Annotated in this window: 17 protein-coding genes, 2 tRNA genes and 1 pseudogene; 18 read left to right on the forward strand and 2 right to left on the reverse strand. The window is 38.0% G+C overall.

Translation table 11 applies throughout. The features are described from left to right. Positions 1 to 43 precede the first annotated feature (43 nt). The 8 genes from hrcA (at position 44) to DQN23_RS01465 (ending at position 7,682) form a co-directional block, all read left to right on the forward strand. Positions 44 to 1,078 (forward strand): heat-inducible transcriptional repressor HrcA, encoded by a 1,035-nt coding sequence (gene hrcA / locus DQN23_RS01430; protein WP_111712608.1) that lies wholly within the window; start codon positions 44 to 46, stop codon positions 1,076 to 1,078. A gap of 45 nt (positions 1,079 to 1,123) precedes the next feature. Then, a complete protein-coding gene (gene grpE / locus DQN23_RS01435) occupies positions 1,124 to 1,663 on the forward strand; it encodes a nucleotide exchange factor GrpE (RefSeq protein ID WP_020916141.1) in 540 nt (179 codons plus the stop codon). An 81-nt stretch (positions 1,664 to 1,744) separates the two neighbouring features. Next, positions 1,745 to 3,577 carry a molecular chaperone DnaK gene (gene dnaK, locus DQN23_RS01440; protein ID WP_020916142.1) on the forward strand — a complete coding sequence of 611 codons (1,833 nt, stop codon included), beginning with the start codon at positions 1,745 to 1,747 and terminating at the stop codon, positions 3,575 to 3,577. Positions 3,578 to 3,880: 303 nt separating this feature from the next. Further along, positions 3,881 to 5,020 carry a molecular chaperone DnaJ gene (gene dnaJ, locus DQN23_RS01445; RefSeq protein WP_111712609.1) on the forward strand — a complete coding sequence of 380 codons (1,140 nt, stop codon included), beginning with the start codon at positions 3,881 to 3,883 and terminating at the stop codon, positions 5,018 to 5,020. A gap of 122 nt (positions 5,021 to 5,142) precedes the next feature. Further along, complete coding sequence (truA, locus tag DQN23_RS01450; RefSeq protein WP_058813629.1) at positions 5,143 to 5,892, forward strand: tRNA pseudouridine(38-40) synthase TruA; 750 nt, start codon at positions 5,143 to 5,145, stop codon at positions 5,890 to 5,892. Beyond that, positions 5,882 to 6,649, forward strand: coding sequence for a bifunctional hydroxymethylpyrimidine kinase/phosphomethylpyrimidine kinase (locus DQN23_RS01455; RefSeq protein ID WP_111712610.1), 768 nt, complete (start codon positions 5,882 to 5,884; stop codon positions 6,647 to 6,649). Before truA ends, DQN23_RS01455 begins: the two co-directional genes overlap by 11 nt. Further along, a complete protein-coding gene (locus DQN23_RS01460; RefSeq protein WP_020916146.1) occupies positions 6,636 to 7,103 on the forward strand; it encodes an ECF transporter S component in 468 nt (155 codons plus the stop codon). The genes DQN23_RS01455 and DQN23_RS01460 overlap by 14 nt, the downstream gene beginning before the upstream one ends. 15 nt (positions 7,104 to 7,118) lie before the next feature. Further along, a complete protein-coding gene (locus DQN23_RS01465; RefSeq protein WP_111712611.1) occupies positions 7,119 to 7,682 on the forward strand; it encodes a TIGR01440 family protein in 564 nt (187 codons plus the stop codon). A gap of 45 nt (positions 7,683 to 7,727) precedes the next feature. Here the strand turns inward: DQN23_RS01465 and DQN23_RS01470 are convergent, their stop codons facing one another. Then, complete coding sequence (locus DQN23_RS01470) at positions 7,728 to 8,570, reverse strand: mechanosensitive ion channel family protein (protein ID WP_061409273.1); 843 nt, start codon at positions 8,568 to 8,570, stop codon at positions 7,728 to 7,730. A 202-nt stretch (positions 8,571 to 8,772) separates the two neighbouring features. Here DQN23_RS01470 and tig point away from each other — a divergent pair, with 202 nt between their 5' ends. From tig to DQN23_RS01520, 10 genes are all read left to right on the forward strand, one after another. Further along, positions 8,773 to 10,056 (forward strand): trigger factor, encoded by a 1,284-nt coding sequence (tig, locus tag DQN23_RS01475; RefSeq protein WP_111712612.1) that lies wholly within the window; start codon positions 8,773 to 8,775, stop codon positions 10,054 to 10,056. A gap of 194 nt (positions 10,057 to 10,250) precedes the next feature. Continuing rightward, positions 10,251 to 10,823: a DNA-directed RNA polymerase subunit delta gene (rpoE, locus tag DQN23_RS01480; RefSeq protein WP_020916150.1), complete on the forward strand. Its 573-nt coding sequence runs from the start codon at positions 10,251 to 10,253 to the stop codon at positions 10,821 to 10,823. Between the two features lie 271 nt (positions 10,824 to 11,094). After that, positions 11,095 to 12,699 carry a CTP synthase gene (locus tag DQN23_RS01485; RefSeq protein WP_111712613.1) on the forward strand — a complete coding sequence of 535 codons (1,605 nt, stop codon included), beginning with the start codon at positions 11,095 to 11,097 and terminating at the stop codon, positions 12,697 to 12,699. 117 nt (positions 12,700 to 12,816) lie between these two features. Then, positions 12,817 to 13,752, forward strand: a complete 936-nt coding sequence (locus tag DQN23_RS01490) for an alpha/beta hydrolase (protein ID WP_058813633.1) — start codon at positions 12,817 to 12,819, stop codon at positions 13,750 to 13,752. A gap of 52 nt (positions 13,753 to 13,804) precedes the next feature. Further along, positions 13,805 to 13,890 (forward strand) — tRNA-Leu (locus tag DQN23_RS01495). Between the two features lie 224 nt (positions 13,891 to 14,114). Continuing rightward, a complete protein-coding gene (locus DQN23_RS01500; protein ID WP_020916153.1) occupies positions 14,115 to 14,996 on the forward strand; it encodes a class II fructose-bisphosphate aldolase in 882 nt (293 codons plus the stop codon). A gap of 102 nt (positions 14,997 to 15,098) precedes the next feature. Continuing rightward, a tRNA-Thr gene (locus tag DQN23_RS01505) sits at positions 15,099 to 15,171 on the forward strand. Between the two features lie 218 nt (positions 15,172 to 15,389). Continuing rightward, a complete protein-coding gene (gene rpmB, locus DQN23_RS01510; RefSeq protein ID WP_003063259.1) occupies positions 15,390 to 15,578 on the forward strand; it encodes a 50S ribosomal protein L28 in 189 nt (62 codons plus the stop codon). Between the two features lie 115 nt (positions 15,579 to 15,693). Beyond that, positions 15,694 to 16,059, forward strand: a complete 366-nt coding sequence (locus DQN23_RS01515) for an Asp23/Gls24 family envelope stress response protein (protein WP_003063261.1) — start codon at positions 15,694 to 15,696, stop codon at positions 16,057 to 16,059. Beyond that, a complete protein-coding gene (locus DQN23_RS01520; RefSeq protein ID WP_020916155.1) occupies positions 16,059 to 17,723 on the forward strand; it encodes a DAK2 domain-containing protein in 1,665 nt (554 codons plus the stop codon). The genes DQN23_RS01515 and DQN23_RS01520 overlap by 1 nt, the downstream gene beginning before the upstream one ends. 84 nt (positions 17,724 to 17,807) lie before the next feature. Here the strand turns inward: DQN23_RS01520 and DQN23_RS01525 are convergent. Beyond that, positions 17,808 to 19,104: pseudogene (locus tag DQN23_RS01525) on the reverse strand (transposase). Between the last annotated feature and the right edge of the window lie 263 nt (positions 19,105 to 19,367).

Consider the following 19,367-nt stretch of genomic DNA (forward strand, 5'->3'; position numbering starts at 1 on the left):
CAGTCGAGGTAAATGAGTGCTAAAAGTTGAAAGGGGCGAGGTTATGATTACACAACGTCAAAGTGAAATTCTAAATTTAATCGTTGAATTGTTTACACAGACGCATGAACCTATTGGCTCTAAAACTTTGCAAGCAACTATCGATTCAAGTGGTGCTACCATTCGTAATGACATGGCTAAACTTGAAAAACTAGGGTTGCTTGAGAAAGCTCACACGTCTAGTGGGCGGATGCCAAGCGCTGCTGGATTTAAGTACTTTGTTGAGCATTCATTGAGTCTTGATAGTATCGATGAACGTGATATTTACCAAGTGGTTAAGGCTTTTGATTTTGAAGCTTTTAAGCTTGATGATATTTTACAAAGGGCAAGCCAAGTTTTGGCAGATATGACTGGTTATACATCAGTGATTTTGGATGTTGAGCCAGCTCGTCAAAAATTAACTGCCTTTGATATTGTTCAACTATCAAGTCATGACGCTTTAGCTGTTTTAACTTTGGATGAATCTAAACCAGCAACCATTCAGTTCGCCATTCCGAAAAACTTTATGTTAAAAGATTTGGTGACTTTGAAAGAAATTGTCGATGAACGTTTGCTTGGTCGCACGGTGATGGATATCCATTATAAGTTACGAACAGAAATTCCACAGGTTTTGCAAAAATACTTCACAGTGACAGATAATATTTTGGATTTGTTTGATTATATTTTTGCAGAATTGTTCAGAGAATTGGTTTTTGTAGCTGGTAAAGTTAATTCACTTGATTATGCTGATTTGGGAACTTATCGTTTCTTGGATAATGACCAGCGAGTGGCGGTTGCGCTTCGCTCTTTAATGAAAGAAGATGAAATTGCCAATGTTCAGGTTGCAGATAGTCAAGAGCCGGCTTTAGCAAATGTGACTGTTTTGACACATAAGTTTCTGATTCCTTATCGTGGATTTGGGCTCCTTAGCTTGATTGGTCCCATTGATATGGATTATCGCCGAAGCGTTAGCTTGGTTAATGTTATCGGGCGAGTTTTAGCGATGAAACTTGGTGATTACTACCGATATCTTAATAGTAATCATTACGAAGTCAACTAAGTTTAGTAATTAATTTAATTTGGTAAAAAGATAGGGAGGGACACAGTGTCAGAAGAAACTAAAAACGAAGAACTTCAAGAAGAAGTTGAAGCCACTGATGTTGTGACTGAAGAAAAAACAAAAGAACAGCCTCAAGAAGAGGCTCAAAACGAAGAATTGCAAAAAGCACTTGAACGTGCTGAAGATTTTGAAAATAAATACCTTCGAGCACATGCTGAAATGCAAAATATTCAACGCCGTGCTAACGAAGAACGTCAGCAATTACAAAAATACCGTTCACAAGATTTAGCAAAAGCTATTCTACCAAGTTTGGATAACTTGGAACGAGCTCTTGCTGTTGAAGGTTTGACTGACGATGTTAAAAAAGGTCTTGAAATGACACGCAATAGCCTTGTTCGTGCGCTTAACGAAGAAGGTGTTGAAGAAGTGGTTGTTGAGAACTTTGACCACAACTTGCACATGGCAGTTCAAACACTTCCAGCGGATGATGAACATCCAGTGGATAGCATTGCACAAGTTCTTCAAAAAGGTTATAAACTTCACGAACGCTTGTTGCGTCCTGCAATGGTTGTTGTTTACAACTAATTGCAAACCCGACCGCAATGTCATTAAACTATAACAGAAAGCATAAAAAGATAAAATCATATAAAAAAAGAGGGATAGAAGATGTCTAAAATTATTGGTATTGACTTAGGTACAACAAACTCAGCTGTTGCAGTTCTTGAAGGAACTGAATCAAAAATCATTGCAAACCCAGAAGGTAACCGTACAACTCCATCAGTTGTTTCATTCAAAAACGGTGAAATCATCGTTGGTGATGCTGCAAAACGTCAAGCAGTAACAAACCCAGATACAGTTATCTCTATCAAATCTAAAATGGGTACTTCTGAAAAAGTATCTGCAAACGGTAAAGAATACACTCCACAAGAAATCTCAGCAATGATTCTTCAATACCTTAAAGGTTACGCTGAAGATTACCTTGGTGAAAAAGTAACAAAAGCTGTTATCACAGTTCCTGCATACTTCAACGATGCTCAACGTCAAGCAACTAAAGATGCTGGTAAAATCGCTGGTCTTGAAGTAGAACGTATCGTTAACGAACCAACTGCAGCTGCACTTGCTTACGGTCTTGATAAAACGGATAAAGACGAAAAAATCTTGGTATTTGACCTTGGTGGTGGTACATTCGACGTATCTATCCTTGAACTTGGTGATGGTGTCTTTGACGTACTTGCTACAGCAGGTGATAACAAACTTGGTGGTGACGACTTCGACCAAAAAATTATTGATTGGTTAGTTGCTGACTTCAAGAACGAAAACGGAATTGACCTTAGCCAAGATAAAATGGCGCTTCAACGTTTGAAAGATGCTGCTGAAAAAGCTAAAAAAGATCTTTCAGGTGTTACTCAAACACAAATCTCACTTCCATTCATTACTGCGGGTGCTGCTGGACCTCTTCATTTGGAAACAAGCCTTTCACGTGCTAAATTCGATGACTTGACTCGTGACCTTGTTGAACGTACTAAAGCTCCAGTTCGTCAAGCTCTTTCAGATGCAGGTCTTTCAATCTCTGAAATCGATGAAGTTATCCTTGTCGGTGGTTCAACTCGTATCCCTGCCGTTGTAGAAGCTGTTAAAGCTGAAACTGGCAAAGAACCAAACAAATCAGTTAACCCTGATGAAGTAGTTGCTATGGGTGCTGCTATCCAAGGTGGTGTTATCACTGGTGATGTTAAAGACGTCGTTCTTCTTGACGTAACTCCATTGTCACTTGGTATCGAAACTATGGGTGGTGTATTTACAAAACTTATCGATCGTAACACTACTATCCCAACTTCTAAATCACAAGTCTTCTCAACAGCTGCTGATAACCAACCAGCTGTAGATATCCACGTTCTTCAAGGTGAACGTCCAATGGCTGCTGATAACAAAACTCTTGGTCGTTTCCAATTGACTGATATCCCAGCTGCACCTCGTGGTATCCCTCAAATCGAAGTAACATTTGATATCGATAAAAACGGTATCGTATCTGTTAAAGCTAAAGACCTTGGTACTCAAAAAGAACAACACATCGTTATCCAATCTAACTCAGGTTTGACTGATGAAGAAATTGAAAAAATGATGAAAGATGCAGAAGCTAACGCAGAAGCTGATGCTAAACGTAAAGAAGAAGTTGACCTTCGTAACGAAGTTGATCAAGCTATCTTTGCAACAGAAAAAACAATCAAAGAAACTGAAGGCAAAGGCTTTGATACAGAACGTGATGCTGCTCAATCTGCTCTTGATGAATTGAAAGCTGCTCAAGAAGCTAACAATCTTGAAGATATGAAAGCTAAACTTGAAGTTCTTAATGAAAAAGCTCAAGCACTTGCTGTTAAAATGTACGAACAAGCTGCTGCAGCTCAACAAGCAGCACAAGGTGCTGAAGGTGCTCAATCAGCTGATTCATCAAACAACAATGGTGATGACGTTGTTGACGGTGAATTCACTGAAAAATAATTGAGTCTTCTAGACAGATTTACATTGGGTTTGAAACTCAGTATGTTGGAAATATAAATCTAAATGCAGAGGTTGCAACCCAGCCTCTGCTTTTGGGTAGAAAGCGACTGAAAGTCGCTTGAATGAACAAGTCTTTTGTGGCGAGAGTCAGATAAGCTTGTTTATAAAAAAACCTTCTAATCAAATAGAAAGGAAAAGTGTTCAGAAATGAACGCGAGCCATGGCTGGTGTCAAAAGAGAGGTGTAAATATCTTTTGTTCAATCTCTTATTTTGACGATGTCTGACGGCTTAATATCATAATTATGAACAATACAGAATTTTACGATCGTTTGGGTGTTTCTAAAGACGCTTCACAAGCTGAAATTAAAAAAGCTTACCGCAAAATGTCTAAAAAGTATCACCCAGATATTAATAAAGAACCTGGTGCAGAAAAAAAATATAAGGAAGTTCAAGAAGCCTATGAAACTTTAGGAGATGAACACAAACGTGCAGCTTATGACCAATATGGTCCTGCTGGTGCCAACGGTGGCTTCGGTGGTGGAGCTGGCGGTTTTGGCGGTTTTGATGGAGCTGGCTTCGGTGGATTTGAAGATATCTTCTCAAGCTTCTTTGGCGGAGGCGGCGGAATGCGTAATCCAAACGCACCTCGTCAAGGAGATGACCTTCAATACCGTGTTAATTTGACATTTGAAGAAGCTGTCTTTGGTGTTGAAAAAGAAGTGGCTTACAACCGTGAATCAACATGTTCAACTTGTCATGGCTCAGGTGCTAAACCAGGAACTAGCCCTGTAACATGTAGCCGTTGTCATGGTTCAGGTGTGATTAATGTCGATACACAAACACCACTTGGTATGATGCGTCGTCAAGTGACATGTGATGTCTGTCATGGTACAGGTAAAGAAATCAAAGAACCATGTCACACATGTCATGGAACAGGACACGAAAAGAAAACACACAAAGTATCTGTTAAAATTCCAGCAGGTGTTGAAACTGATCAACAAATTCGCTTGCAAGGACAAGGTGAAGCTGGCTTTAACGGCGGCCCTTATGGTGACCTCTTCGTTATCATCAATGTCTTGCCAAGCAATAAATTTGAACGTAACGGTTCAACAATTTATTACACAATGAACATCAGTTTTGTTCAAGCTGCGCTCGGTGATACTGTTGAAGTGCCAACGGTTCATGGTGATGTTGAAATGACTATCCCAGCTGGAACTCAAACTGGTAAAACGTTCCGACTTCGCGGTAAAGGTGCTCCTAAATTGCGTGGTGGTGGTCAAGGTGACCAATATGTTACTGTTAATATTGTGACACCAACAAAACTTAACGATGCACAAGTTGAAGCTCTTAAACAATTTGCGCAAGCAGGTGGCGACAAAGTTGGAAATCCTAAGAAAAAAGGTTTCTTCGACAAAGTTAAAGACGCCTTTGATGGTGAATAATTGAAAACTAAAAAGAGATTGGAATCTATTTTCCGGTCTCTTTTTTTATAGTAAAATCTGTATGGGGACAGATTGTTCGAAATTTTCTGGAAAGTCTCTTAGGAAGATGATAAAATACTCACATGGTAAGATATAAAGCAACAATTTCATATGATGGTAGGCTTTTTGCTGGTTTTCAGCGTCAGCCGAGTGAACGTTCGGTACAAGAAGAACTTGAAAAGACGCTGCAGAAGTTAAACAGTGGCACTCCTGTCAAAGTACATGGTGCTGGTCGTACGGATTCTGGTGTTCATGCTTATGGTCAGGTCGTTCATTTTGATTTGCCTCAAGCGCGTGATGTTGAGAAATTGCGTTTTGGATTGGACACGCAATCTCCAGAAGACATTGACGTAGTGGATGTTGAATTAGTCAGTGATGACTTTCACTCTCGCTATAATAAACACAGTAAAACTTATGAATTTTTAGTTGATGCTGGTCGTCCTAAGAATCCGATGATGCGCCATTATGCGACGCATTACCCACATCCGTTAGATTTGGCTTTAATGCAGGAAGCTATCAAGGATTTGGTGGGAACACATGATTTTACAGGATTTACAGCTTCAGGAACATCTGTAGAAAATAAAGTTCGCACGATTACACGAGCAACGGTTGACATTGACGAAAAAACTGGTTTCTTTGTCTTTACCTTCAGTGGAAATGGTTTTCTTTATAAACAAGTCCGCAATATGGTTGGGACTTTGCTTAAAATTGGTAATGGTCGTATGCCAGTTAGTCAGATTAAGACGGTTTTGGAGTCTAAAAATCGTGACTTAGCTGGACCTACGGCTGCGGGTAACGGTCTTTATTTGAAGGAGATTATTTATGACGAATAAGTACATTTTGGCAATTTCTGGAAATGATATTTTTAGTGGTGGCGGTTTGTATGCTGATTTAGCCACTTATACGACAAATCATCTACACGGTTTTTTAGCGGTAACTTGTTTGACAGCAGTGACTGACAAAGGGTTTGAAGTTTTTGCGACAGATAATGACGTTTTTGCGCATCAATTAAACAGCCTCAAGGATGTTCCATTTTCAGGTATCAAGCTTGGACTTTTACCGAATGTGGATGTTGCTGACTTATCACTTGAATTTGTTAAATCTCATACAGAAATTCCAATTGTACTTGACCCAGTTTTGGTTTGTAAGGAAAAACATGATGTTGAAGTATCAGCTTTGCGTGATGAACTTTTGAAATTTTTCCCATATGCTACAATCATCACACCTAACTTGGTAGAAGCAGAGCTATTAGCACAAACGTCAATTAAAACTTTAGATGATATGAAAGCTGCAGCTAAGCTTTTGTATGATTTGGGTGTAAAAAATGTGGTCATCAAAGGTGGAAATCGCTTAAGTAAAGAAAAAGCTATCGATATCTTTTATGATGGTAGTGAGTTTTCAGTCTTTGAAAATGACATTCTTGACACAAATAATATTGGTGCTGGTTGTACATTGGCATCAAGTATTGCAAGTCAGCTAGTACTTGGAAAATCACCTAAAGAAGCAGTTGCTGAATCAAAAGAGTTTGTTTTTCAAGCGATTCGTCACTCAGACCAATATGGAGTAAAACAAAATTATGAGCAGGACTAAGACATATCATTTAACCCTAATGGCTGTTTTGACTGCCTTGAGTGTTGTTTTGGCGTTTATTCATGTCCCAACGCCGACGGGTTATTTGACCCTGTTAGATGTTGGTATTTATTTTACGGCTTATTATTTAGGTTCAAAATATGGAGCGGTTGTTGGTGGCTTATCTGGCTTTCTCATTGACCTGTTGTTAGGTTATCCACAATACATGTTTCACAGTTTAATTGCTCATGGAGCGCAAGGGTATTTTGCAGGATGGACTGGGAAAAAACGCATTTTAGGGCTTATTCTGGCTAGTATTTTGATGGTTGGCTGGTATTTCTTAGCGACTTTTCTTTTAGGTTATGGTCTAGGAGGAGCTTTGGCTGGTATTCCTGGAAATCTTTTACAAAATCTTTTTGGAATGTTAGTTGGTTACCTCGTTTATCTGGCTTATCAACGTTTTGAAAATAAATAGGTACGGAGGTTTAGTATGGATTTAAAGGCTTTAGCGAATCAAACACGAGTGATTGTCGTTGATATTATTGAACGCTCTGCCATTAAAAAAGGACAAATTTTTGTCCTTGGACTGTCATCTAGTGAAGTGGCTGGAGGTTTGATTGGAAAAAATAGCAGCGCTGAAATCGGTGAAGTGATTGTAAAAACACTTCTTGAAGAATTGACTGAGCGTGGCATTTATTTGGCAGTTCAAGGGTGTGAGCACCTGAATCGTGCCTTGACAGTAGAACGTGAACTGGCTGAGAAAAAGGATTTAGAAATCGTTAATGTCATTCCAAATCTGCACGCTGGAGGAAGTGGTCAAGTTGCTGCATTTAAATTCATGCAAGATCCTGTAGAAGTAGAAGAAATTGTGGCGCATGCTGGTCTTGATATTGGTGATACATTTATTGGAATGCATGTTAAGCGCGTGCAAGTGCCATTGATTCCAGTGCAGCGTGAATTAGGTGGTGCGCATGTGACAGCTTTAGCTAGCCGACCAAGATTAATAGGTGGTGCGCGTGCGACTTACACCGCTGATCCAATTCGTAAATTTTAAAAATAAAAGGTTGAAGTGTTAAACTTCAACCTTTTTCTTGTCTTGTTATTTTGAAAGTGTTAGGTTAGCGTACATGGTTGGTAGCGAGATATCATTTTCCAAAAGTGCCTCTTGATAAAGACGATAAAAATTAGAATAGATATAATTTTGTTTACCATTTTGTACGAAAATATCAACACGGAAAACTAGCTGAGCAGTGGTGTTTGTGCATGGACCGAGAATTGTTGGGCTACCAACAATTTCAGGGAAAGCAGGTAATTGCTCCTTGTTGATGGTTTTAATGATGTTTGATACTTTCGCCAAGTCTGTGTGAGCATAGATTGGGATATCAATCTGAACTCGCATATCGCCGCGTGATTTGTTAGAAACAACGGTGATATTGCGGTTAGGAATAAAATGTAATGTTCCATCAAAACCGCGAATTTGCGTAGTACGAATACCAACGCTTGAAATATTTCCTTCGACAGAACCGATAACAACTGAATCCCCAACTTCAAATTGATTTTCAAGCAAGATGAAGAAACCATTAACAACATCAGTTAAGAAACCTTGTGCGCCAAGACCAAGGGCAACCCCAGCAAGTCCAGCCCCAGCAAGTAGACTAGAGACAGGTACACCAAGAATACTTAGCACCCAAGAAATAAAGAAGAAATAAAGGGTGTAACTCATGATGTTGTGAAGCAATTTGACAATGGTTTTTTTGCGAGCTTCAGTCTGTCGTGAAAGTGAAATTGATTTTGCAATAGCGTGTGTGAAAATGAAATTTAACACGCGTTTTGCGATTAAAAATACGATAAGAAGAAGGAGAAGTGATACGATTTTTGAGATGATATCAACTGCAATTTCTTCTACCTGAAGACGTTCGATATATTTTGAAATAATGTTCATACCCATAGTTTATTAAAAAAATACACGTCAAGCAAGTCCTTATTGATTTGTTTTTTGAAACAAAAATTGACAGTGAAAAAATGCTGAAATCAAGCAAAAAAAATTAGCGCCTAAAACCCTTGATATAGCACTATTCTTTGACAAAAAAGCCTGAAATATGTTAAACTAAACTGTATATAAAATTTTAAGGAGAAATGACTTCATGTCTGTATCATTTGAAAACAAAGCTACTAACCGTGGCGTGATTACATTCACAATCGGTCAAGATAAAATCAAACCAGCTCTTGATCAAGCCTTCAACAAAGTTAAGAAAAATTTGAATGCACCTGGATTCCGCAAAGGTCACATTCCACGTGCCGTATTCAACCAACAATTTGGTGAAGAAGCTCTTTATGAAGATGCACTGAACGCTCTTCTTCCTGCAGCTTACCAAGCAGCAGTTGCTGAACTTAGCCTTGATGTTGTTGCACAACCAAAAATTGATATCAAATCAATGGAAAAAGGTCAAGAATGGACTTTGACTGCTGAAGTTGTTACAAAACCAGAAGTAAAACTTGGTGACTACAAAAACCTTGAAGTTTCAGTAGAAGCTACTAAAGAAGTAACTGACGCTGAAGTTGACGAAAAAGTAGAACGCGAACGCAACAACCTTGCAGAACTTATCGTTAAAGAAGGTGCTGCAGAACTTGGTGACACTGTTGTTATCGACTTCGTTGGTTCAGTTGACGGTGTTGAATTTGACGGTGGTAAAGGTGAAAACTTCTCACTTGAACTTGGTTCAGGTCAATTCATCCCTGGCTTCGAAGACCAATTAGTTGGTGCTAAAGCTGGTGAAACTGTAGAAGTTAACGTAACATTCCCAGAACAATATCAAGCTGAAGACCTTGCTGGTAAAGATGCTAAATTCGTTACAACTGTACACGAAGTTAAAGCTAAAGAAGTTCCAGCTCTTGATGACGAACTTGCTAAAGACATCGACGAAGAAGTTGAAACTCTTGACGAATTGAAAGCTAAATACCGTAAAGAACTTGAATCAGCTAAAGAAGTCGCATTTGACGATGCTGTTGAAGGTGCTGCGCTTGAATTGGCTGTTGCAAACGCTGAAATCGTTGAATTGCCAGAAGAAATGGTTCACGACGAAGTTCACCGCGCCATGAACGAATTCATGGGTAACATGCAACGTCAAGGTATCTCTCCAGAAATGTACTTCCAATTGACTGGTACAACTGAAGAAGACCTTCACAAACAATACGAAGCTGACGCTGACAAACGTGTTAAAACTAACCTTGTTATCGAAGCTATCGCTAAAGCAGAAGGATTCGAAGCTTCTGACGAAGAAATCGAAAAAGAAATCAACGACCTTGCTTCAGAATACAACATGGAAGTTGAACAAGTTCGTAACCTTCTTTCAGCAGATATGCTTAAACACGATATCGCTATGAAGAAAGCTGTTGAAGTGGTAACAAGCACTGCAAAAGTAAAATAATTTATCCTTAGATAAATAGTTATAAAGTCAGGTAATCTATAGATTACTTGGCTTTTTATGCCCTTTCTCAGAAATTCTTATAAATCTTTTGACGAATTGACAAAATTAGCGTAAAATAGAGAATAACGAAAATTAAGATAATAGGGTTATTGTGGCTGTTTGCTCACATCCTAAGATTAATAAGGAGAATTACCTTGGAATTAGAAGTATTTGCTGGACAAGAAAAAAGCGAACTTTCAATGATTGAAGTTGCACGTGCTATTCTGGAAGAACGCGGACGCGATCATGAAATGTATTTCAGCGATCTTGTAAATGAGATCCAAAACTACCTCGAAAAATCTGACGCAGAAATTCGTGAAGCTTTACCATATTTTTACTCTGCATTGAACGTTGATGGAAGCTTTATTCCACTTGGCGACAACAAATGGGGACTTCGTTCATGGTATGCTATCGACGAAATCGACGAAGAAATCATTACACTTGAAGAAGATGAAAATGGAGCACCAAAACGTAAACGCAAACGTGTAAATGCCTTTATGGATGGTGATGAAGATGCTATTGACTATTCAGATGATGACCCAGAAGATGAAGACTTCACACCTGAATCATCTGATTTAGAGTACGATGAAGAAAATCCAGATGATGAAAAATCCGAAGTTGAGTCATATGATTCAGAAATCAACGAAATTATTCCAGACGAAGATTTGGACGAAGAGGTTGACATCAACGAAGAAGATGACGAGGATGATGATTTAAATGAAGAGTAGTCATCAGCGTTAGTTTTTTGCTAAATTAAAAAAGTTGTCAATTACCATTTGACAAACGCCACAGGATAGTTTATATTATTATTTGGGCACCTCTTTTTTAGAGGTCGTATGAAAGCTCCCTAACTTTTTAGGGAGCTATTTTTGTTTTCCTAAAAGTAAATGTTTATTTACTTTTTTATCAAATATCTTATGGATGTTTTGATTTGTTGATATTCTTAATCTTCAAGCATTTATCGTTTGCTATCATTTTATTTAAAAGGAGTTTTATTTAATGACTAAGTATATTTTTGTTACTGGTGGTGTTGTTTCTTCTATCGGTAAGGGAATCGTGGCTGCAAGTCTTGGTCGTCTTTTGAAAAATCGCGGTCTTAAAGTAACTATCCAAAAATTTGACCCTTATATTAACATTGACCCAGGTACAATGAGCCCCTATCAACACGGTGAAGTTTACGTGACAGACGATGGTGCTGAAACTGACCTTGATCTTGGTCACTATGAACGTTTTATTGACATCAACCTTAACAAATATTCTAACGTAACAACTGGTAAAATTTATAGCGAAGTTCTTCGTAAAGAACGTAAAGGTGAATATCTTGGTGCAACTGTCCAAGTTATTCCACACATCACAGACGCTTTGAAAGAAAAAATCAAACGTGCCGCGACAACAACTGATTCTGACGTTATCATCACAGAAGTTGGTGGTACAGTTGGTGATATTGAAAGTCTTCCATTCCTTGAAGCCCTTCGTCAAATGAAAGCAGATGTTGGTGCTGATAATGTTATGTACATTCACACAACGCTTCTTCCATACCTTAAAGCTGCTGGTGAAATGAAAACTAAACCCACACAACATTCTGTTAAAGAATTGCGTGGTCTTGGTATTCAACCTAATATGTTGGTTATCCGTACAGAAAAACCAGCTGGTCAAAACATTAAAAATAAATTGGCACAATTCTGTGATGTTGCTCCAGAAGCTGTTATTGAGTCACTTGACGTGGATCATATTTATCAAATTCCACTTAACATGCAAGCTCAAAACATGGATCAAATCGTTTGTGACCACTTGAAATTGGATGTGCCAAAAGCGGATATGTCAGAATGGTCTACAATGGTTGATAAGATTATGAATCTTAAAAAATCAACTAAGATTGCTCTTGTTGGTAAATATGTTGAATTGCCAGACGCTTACCTTTCAGTTGTCGAAGCTCTTAAACATTCAGGTTATGTTAATGATGTGGCTGTTGACCTTAAATGGGTTAATGCCAATGATCTTACGGCTGACAATGTTGAAGAAATGCTTGGTGATGCTGATGGTATCATTGTCCCAGGTGGATTTGGTCAACGTGGGACAGAAGGTAAAATTGAAGCAATCCGCTATGCGCGTGAAAAAGACGTGCCAATGCTTGGTATCTGTCTTGGTATGCAATTGACTTGTGTGGAATTCGCTCGTAACGTATTGAACTTGGAAGGTGCAAATTCAGCTGAGCTTGCTCCGGATACTAAATACCCAATTATTGATATTATGCGTGACCAAATTGATATCGAAGATATGGGTGGAACACTTCGCCTTGGGCTTTACCCATGTAAATTAAAACCAGGTTCACGTGCAGCACAAGCTTATAACAATCAAGAAGTTATTCAACGTCGTCACCGTCACCGTTACGAATTCAATACTAAATTCCGTGACCAATTTGAAGAAGCAGGTTTTGTTTTCTCAGGTGTATCGCCAGATAACCGCTTGATGGAAGTTGTTGAATTGCCAGAGAAAAAATTCTTCGTGGCTGCTCAATATCACCCAGAACTTCAAAGTCGTCCAAACCGTCCAGAAGAGCTTTACACAGCCTTTGTGACAGCAGTGATTGAAAATAGCAAATAATCACTAAAATAGATTAACACTCTTCAAGCTAAAAGCTTGGGAGTGTTTTTTTGATAATACAATTCTAATGAATCTGTACCCCTTTTATTTTTAGGAAAAAATAGTATAATAGTGAGCATGAGAAAAATTAGAATTAGAAAACATCGTGTTTTATTGGGAATTATTGCTCTACTTTTTGTAGTAAGTATCGGAGCAAGTTTTTATTTTTTCCATGTAGCACAAATTCGTGAAGAAAAATCATTCATTAATAATAATGGTCGTTCAAAAGACAATTCTCTCTACGCCTATGAGCAGAGTTTTGACCAACTGACTAAAGAAACGCTTTGGATGACCAACCAAGGTTTAAAACAAGATGCTTGGTATGTTCCTGCAGAAACAGCAACAAATAAAACGGTTATTGTTGTTCATGGGTTTACAAACGATAAGGAAGATATGAAGCCTTATGCATGGATGTTTCATGAGCTAGGCTACAATGTCCTTATGCCCGATAATATGTCGCATGGTGACAGCGAAGGGCAAATCATTGGATATGGCTGGAACGACCGCTTAAACGTCATAAAATGGGCGGAGATGCTAGTTGAACAAAATTCAGACAGCGAAATTACCTTGTTTGGTGTTTCTATGGGTGGGGCTACCGTTATGATGGCTTCAGGTGAAGAAACATTACCAAAACAAGTGGTTAATATTGTTGAAGACTGCGGTTATAGTAGTGTTTGGGATGAATTAAAATATCAAGCTAAAGCTATGTATAACTTACCTGCTTTCCCGATTCTTTATGAAGTGTCTGCAGTATCAAAAGTTCGAGCAGGTTTCTCATATGGACAAGCCAGCTGTGTGAAACAATTAAAAAACAATACGCGCCCAATTCTTTTTATCCATGGTAGCGAAGATAAGTTCGTTCCAACAAGTATGGTTTATAAAAATTATCGTGCAACAAATAGTGAGAAAGACCTTTATATAGCTAAGGGTGCAGCGCATGCCAAATCTTTTGAAAGTGATCCTAAAACATACATTGAAAAAATTTCAGCTTTTTTGCAAAAAAATGAAAAATAGTGTTGACAGAACTATGAATGGCTGATATAATTATTTATGTTGTTAAGGAACAGCGGAAATGGCGGAATTGGCAGACGCGCAGGACTAAGGATCCTGTGATCGCTTTAGATCGTGAGGGTTCAAGTCCCTCTTTCCGCAGAGTGACAAGCCAGAGAGTGCTTGTCTTTTTTGTGCTAAAAATCCATTAATTGAAAATAAAAATGAAAGCAGTGAGAATACTTGAAAAATACTTTCCTATTTACACTGCTTTTTTCACAGAAAATTAACCAAATTGTAAGTAACGCTAGTAATCTGATAAAATTTGTGATAAAATGTACTTGTAAATGGGGGATATCCCAAAAAATAAATAGGAGGCCTATATAATGGCAATCGTTTCAGCAGAAAAATTTGTCCAAGCAGCTCGTGACAATGGTTACGCAGTTGGTGGTTTTAACACAAACAACCTTGAATGGACTCAAGCAATCCTACGTGCAGCAGAAGCTAAACAAGCTCCAATCCTTATCCAAACTTCTATGGGTGCTGCTAAATACATGGGTGGTTACAAACTTTGTAAAACACTTATCGAAAACCTTGTAGAATCAATGGGTATCACTGTACCAGTTGCTATTCACCTTGACCACGGTCACTTTGACGATGCTTTGGAATGTATCGAAGTTGGTTACACTTCAGTTATGTTTGACGGTTCACACCTTCCAATCGAAGAAAACCTTGAAAAAGCTAAAGAAGTTGTAGCTAAAGCACACGCTAAAGGTATCTCAGTTGAAGCTGAAGTTGGTACTATCGGTGGTGAAGAAGATGGTATCATCGGTGACGGTGAACTTGCTCCAATCGAAGACGCTAAAGCTATGGTTGAAACTGGTATCGACTTCTTGGCTGCAGGTATCGGTAACATCCACGGACCATACCCAGAAAACTGGAAAGGTCTTCACCTTGATCACCTTGAAAAATTAACTGCTGCGATTCCTGGTTTCCCAATTGTATTGCACGGTGGATCTGGTATTCCTGATGACCAAATCAAAGATGCTATCAAACTTGGTGTTGCTAAAGTTAACGTTAACACTGAATGCCAAATCGCATTTGCAAAAGCAACTCGTAAATTTGTTGCTGACTACGAAGCAAATGAAGCAGAATACGATAAGAAAAAACTTTTCGACCCACGTAAATTCTTGAAACCAGGTTTCGAAGCTATTACAGAAGCTGTTGAAGAACGTATCGACGTATTCGGTTCAGCAAACAAAGCTTAATCAAACTTCGTTTAGAAAAACTTCCCATTTGGGGAGTTTTTTTGTGTTAATCGTTATTATTTAATTGACAAATTTTAGTTGAGTGATATAATGTCTTTGTTAGCCGATTTAGCTCAGTCGGTAGAGCAACGCACTCGTAACGCGTAGGTCGTAGGTTCGATTCCTGCAATCGGCAAATAGTTTTAAATCCTGATAGTTATCAGGATTTTTGTTTACAAAATCTTTTAGAGTTTTTAGTAGAAATCAGTTTGAGGATAGAAAATCATATGTGCTTTCGTAATTATTTTTTGCTGATTATTTGATAAAAAGCTTGCGAAAACATGCTGAATATGATATTATTTTATGGTATGTGGTGTAAATCACCTAGAATCTAAGTAGGAGGACGCAGATAAAATGGCTAAAGTTTGTTATTTCACAGGTCGTAAGACTGTATCAGGAAACAACCGTTCACACGCAATGAACAAAACAAAACGTGCAGTTAAACCAAATCTTCAAAAAGTTACTATTCTTGTTAATGGAAAACCTAAAAAAGTTTGGGCATCAGCTCGTGCGCTTAAATCTGGTAAAGTAGAACGCGTATAAAATAAAAGCCGAAAGGCTTTTTTCTTTGTTTTGTAGCCGGTAATTTTCCATAATTTTTTACAATACGGCTAATATATGGTAAAATAAACTGATAAAAACTTTTGAGGTAGTAAATATGACTGTGAAAATTAATACAAAAGATGGCCAAATTGAGTTATCTGACGACGTAATTGCAACTGTTGTTGGTGGTTCAGCAACAGAAATTTTTGGTGTTGTTGGTATGGCAAGTAAAAGTGCTCTTAAGGATAATTTTCAAGCACTTCTGCGTAAAGAAAACTACGCAAAAGGTGTTGTTGTCAAATCAACAGAAAGTGGTATTTCAGTCGATGTTTACACTGTGATGTCATACGGTGTGAAAATTTCTGAAGTATCTAAGAACATTCAGGAACGTGTCAAGTTCAACCTCGAAAATCAACTTGGCCTTTCAGCAGACATGGTGAATGTTTACGTACAAAATATTAAAGTTGTAGGAGAAGATTAGTGTCAAATATTACAACAAGTTTATTCCAAGAAATGGTTCAAGCTGCTAGCACCCGTCTTGGAAATCAAGCAGAATATGTAAACTCCCTTAACGTTTTCCCTGTACCAGATGGTGATACAGGAACAAACATGGGAATGACAATTGAAAATGGTGCCAAAGAAGTTGCAAATAAACCTGCATCTACAGTTGGAGAAGTCGGACAAATCCTTTCAAAAGGTCTTTTGATGGGTGCACGTGGTAACTCAGGTGTTATCACCTCTCAATTATTCCGTGGATTCGGTCAAGCAATCAAAGATAAAGAAGAATTGACTGGTAAAGACCTTGCTCACGCTTTCCAATCAGGTGTTGAAGTGGCTTATAAAGCTGTTATGAAACCTGTAGAAGGTACTATTTTGACTGTTTCTCGTGGCGCTGCTACAGCTGCTCTTAAAAAAGCAGAAGAAACTGATGATGCTGTTGAAGTTATGCGTGCTGCACTTGAAGGTGCAAAAGGCGCACTTGCTAAAACACCAGAAATGCTTCCTGTTTTGAAAGAAGTTGGTGTTGTCGATTCAGGTGGTCAAGGTTTAGTCTTCATTTATGAAGGTTTCTTATCTGCTTTGACTGGTGAATACATTGCTTCTGAAGATTTCAAAGCAACTCCAGCGGTTATGACAGAAATGATTAACGCTGAACACCACAAATCTGTAGCTGAACACGTTGCAACTGAAGATATCAAATACGGTTACTGTACTGAAATCATGGTTGCTCTTAAACAAGGTCCTACTTACGTAAAAGAATTTAACTATGATGAATTCCAAGGATTCCTGGGTGGTCTAGGTGATTCACTTATCCTTGTTAATGATGATGAAATTGCTAAAGTTCACGTCCACACAGAAGATCCAGGTTTAGTCCTTCAAGAAGGTCTTAAATATGGAGCTCTTAAAAAAGTTAAGGTTGACAACATGCGTAACCAACACGATGCTGTTCTTGAAAAAGATCAAGCAGCAGCAGCTAGCCAAGAAGTAAAAGATTTCGCAATCGTTGCAGTATGTGCTGGTGATGGATTAGCTGATATCTTCAAATCACAAGGTGTTGACTATGTTATCTCAGGTGGTCAAACAATGAACCCATCTACAGAAGACATCTTGAAAGCTATTGATGCTGTTAACGCTAAAAATGTTATCATCTTGCCAAATAACAAAAATATCTTCATGGCTGCTCAATCAGCAGCAGAAGTGTCTGAAGTCCCAGCTGCAGTAGTTGAAACACGTACTGTACCTCAAGGATTTACAAGCCTGTTAGCCTTCAATCCAACTCAATCATTGGAAGAAAACGTTGAAGCTATGACTGCAAGCCTTTCAGATGTTGTTAGTGGTAGCGTAACACTTGCTGTTCGTGATACTTCAATTGATGGTCTTGAAATCCACCAAGATGACAACCTAGGTATGGTTGATGGTAAAATCGTGGTTTCAAACCCAGACATGACAACTACTTTGGAAGAAACATTCGCTAAAATGATTGACGAAGATAGCGAAATTATCACTATCTACGTTGGTGAAGATGGAAGCCAAGAATTGGCTGAAGAAATGGCTGATTATTTAGAATCAACTTACGAAGATGTAGAAGTTGAAATTCACGAAGGTAAACAACCAGTTTATCCATACTTGATGAGTGTTGAATAATTTCTTATTTAATATAAAAGATAGAAGAAAACCATTTCGGTGCTTTCTTTTTTGGCTTTTTGTCAACTGTAGTGGGTGGCAAAGTTAAGCTCTAGCGAGAACAATTGTTGTTCTCGCTTTTTTGCTGTTCAAAGCGAGGTAAATGCGTTTTTTAAAGTTGTCACAGTTTCTGTAACCAAAAACGTTTCGTTTAATATCTCTGATGAGCTTGTTGTTTGCCTCAAGTTTGGCATTAGAAGTGGCATTAGTGATGTATTTCTGATACCGAATGAAAGTTGTTAATGCTATTTTAAAAGGATGATTAAGTTGAGGCAAAGCTTCCTGAATTAATCCAAAAAATTGTTCGATATTTTTTCTTGTGAGTGGAAAAGAAGTAATTGATAAAGGTTGTAGTATTTTTCAAGTTGCGGAACGTGTTTAAAAATCTTGTCTAAACACTCTTTAGGCGTTAACGTTTCTCTGAAAGTCCTTGAATAAAAGGCATTAGGCGATAGTTTTCGACGATCCTTTTGAATGAGTTTCCAGTAATATTTTAGAACACGATATTCAAGAGATTTCTTCTCAAATTGTTTCATTATTTGAATACGTGTCTGTTTTAGTGCTCGGTTCATGTGTTGGACAATGTGAAAACGGTCAAGAACAATTTTAGTATTTGGGAGTGAAACAGTCTAGGAATAGACTGTTTCAGCCTGAGCCTAGAAACTGGAGAGCGAAGCAACATGATTAAAGGAATGTAATTACCAGACATGTCCATAGTAACGATTTTTACTCCTTCTCGAGCTTCTTTAGAGTATTTGAAAAAGTGATTGCGAATGGTTGTTTGTCGTCTGTTATCAAGGATCGTAATGATTTTCTTCGTGTTATGGTCTTGAGCAATAAAAGCTAGTTTTTCTTTTTTGATAAGAGAATTCATCCCAAGACAGTACTTCAGGTAAGGTTGAAAAGTTATCCTTGAACTGAAATTGTTTAAGCTTACGATACACAGTTGAGGTAGAGAGGGCAAGTTTTTCAGTGATGTGCGTTAAAGCTTCTCGATTAAGTAAGAGTTGAGTTGTTTTCCGCTTCACTAGTTCAGAGATTTGACAGTTTTTCTGAACAAGGGAGGTCTCAGAAATCGTCACTTTATGGTAGTCTTTGCATTGAAATCCTCTCTTCTTCAAACGAATAAGACTAGGGATTCCACCAATTTCAATAAAAGGAATCTTAGAAGGCTTTTGAAAGTCGTATTTGATTTGTTTTCCTTGACAATGGCAACACTTAGGAGGAGTGTAATCAAACGTAGCTTGCACCTCAATATATGTCTCATGTTGAAAAACTTTAGTTAAAGTGATATTTTGTCTTTAATTCCGATTAATTCTGCAGGATGATGGAGTTGCCTCATATGATTCTTTCTATTTATTGTTTCGTTGCTTTAAATTTTAAGTCATATGGGACTTTTTGTATACTCAAAAGCTCCATAACTTCTTAGCAGGATTTTACCTACTACAGAAATTATAGAGCCTCTTTTTGTGTAAAAATTTTTCCTCCATAAAAGGCGTCAATTCAATATCTAATAGAAAGAAAATTGTTAACTAACAAAATTTTCTGAAAATTGTCTTGACTTTATTTTTTAAAGTGTTAACATGGTGTGTAAGATTTAATTGA

Source organism: Streptococcus lutetiensis (assembly GCF_900475675.1).
GTDB lineage: Bacteria > Bacillota > Bacilli > Lactobacillales > Streptococcaceae > Streptococcus > Streptococcus lutetiensis.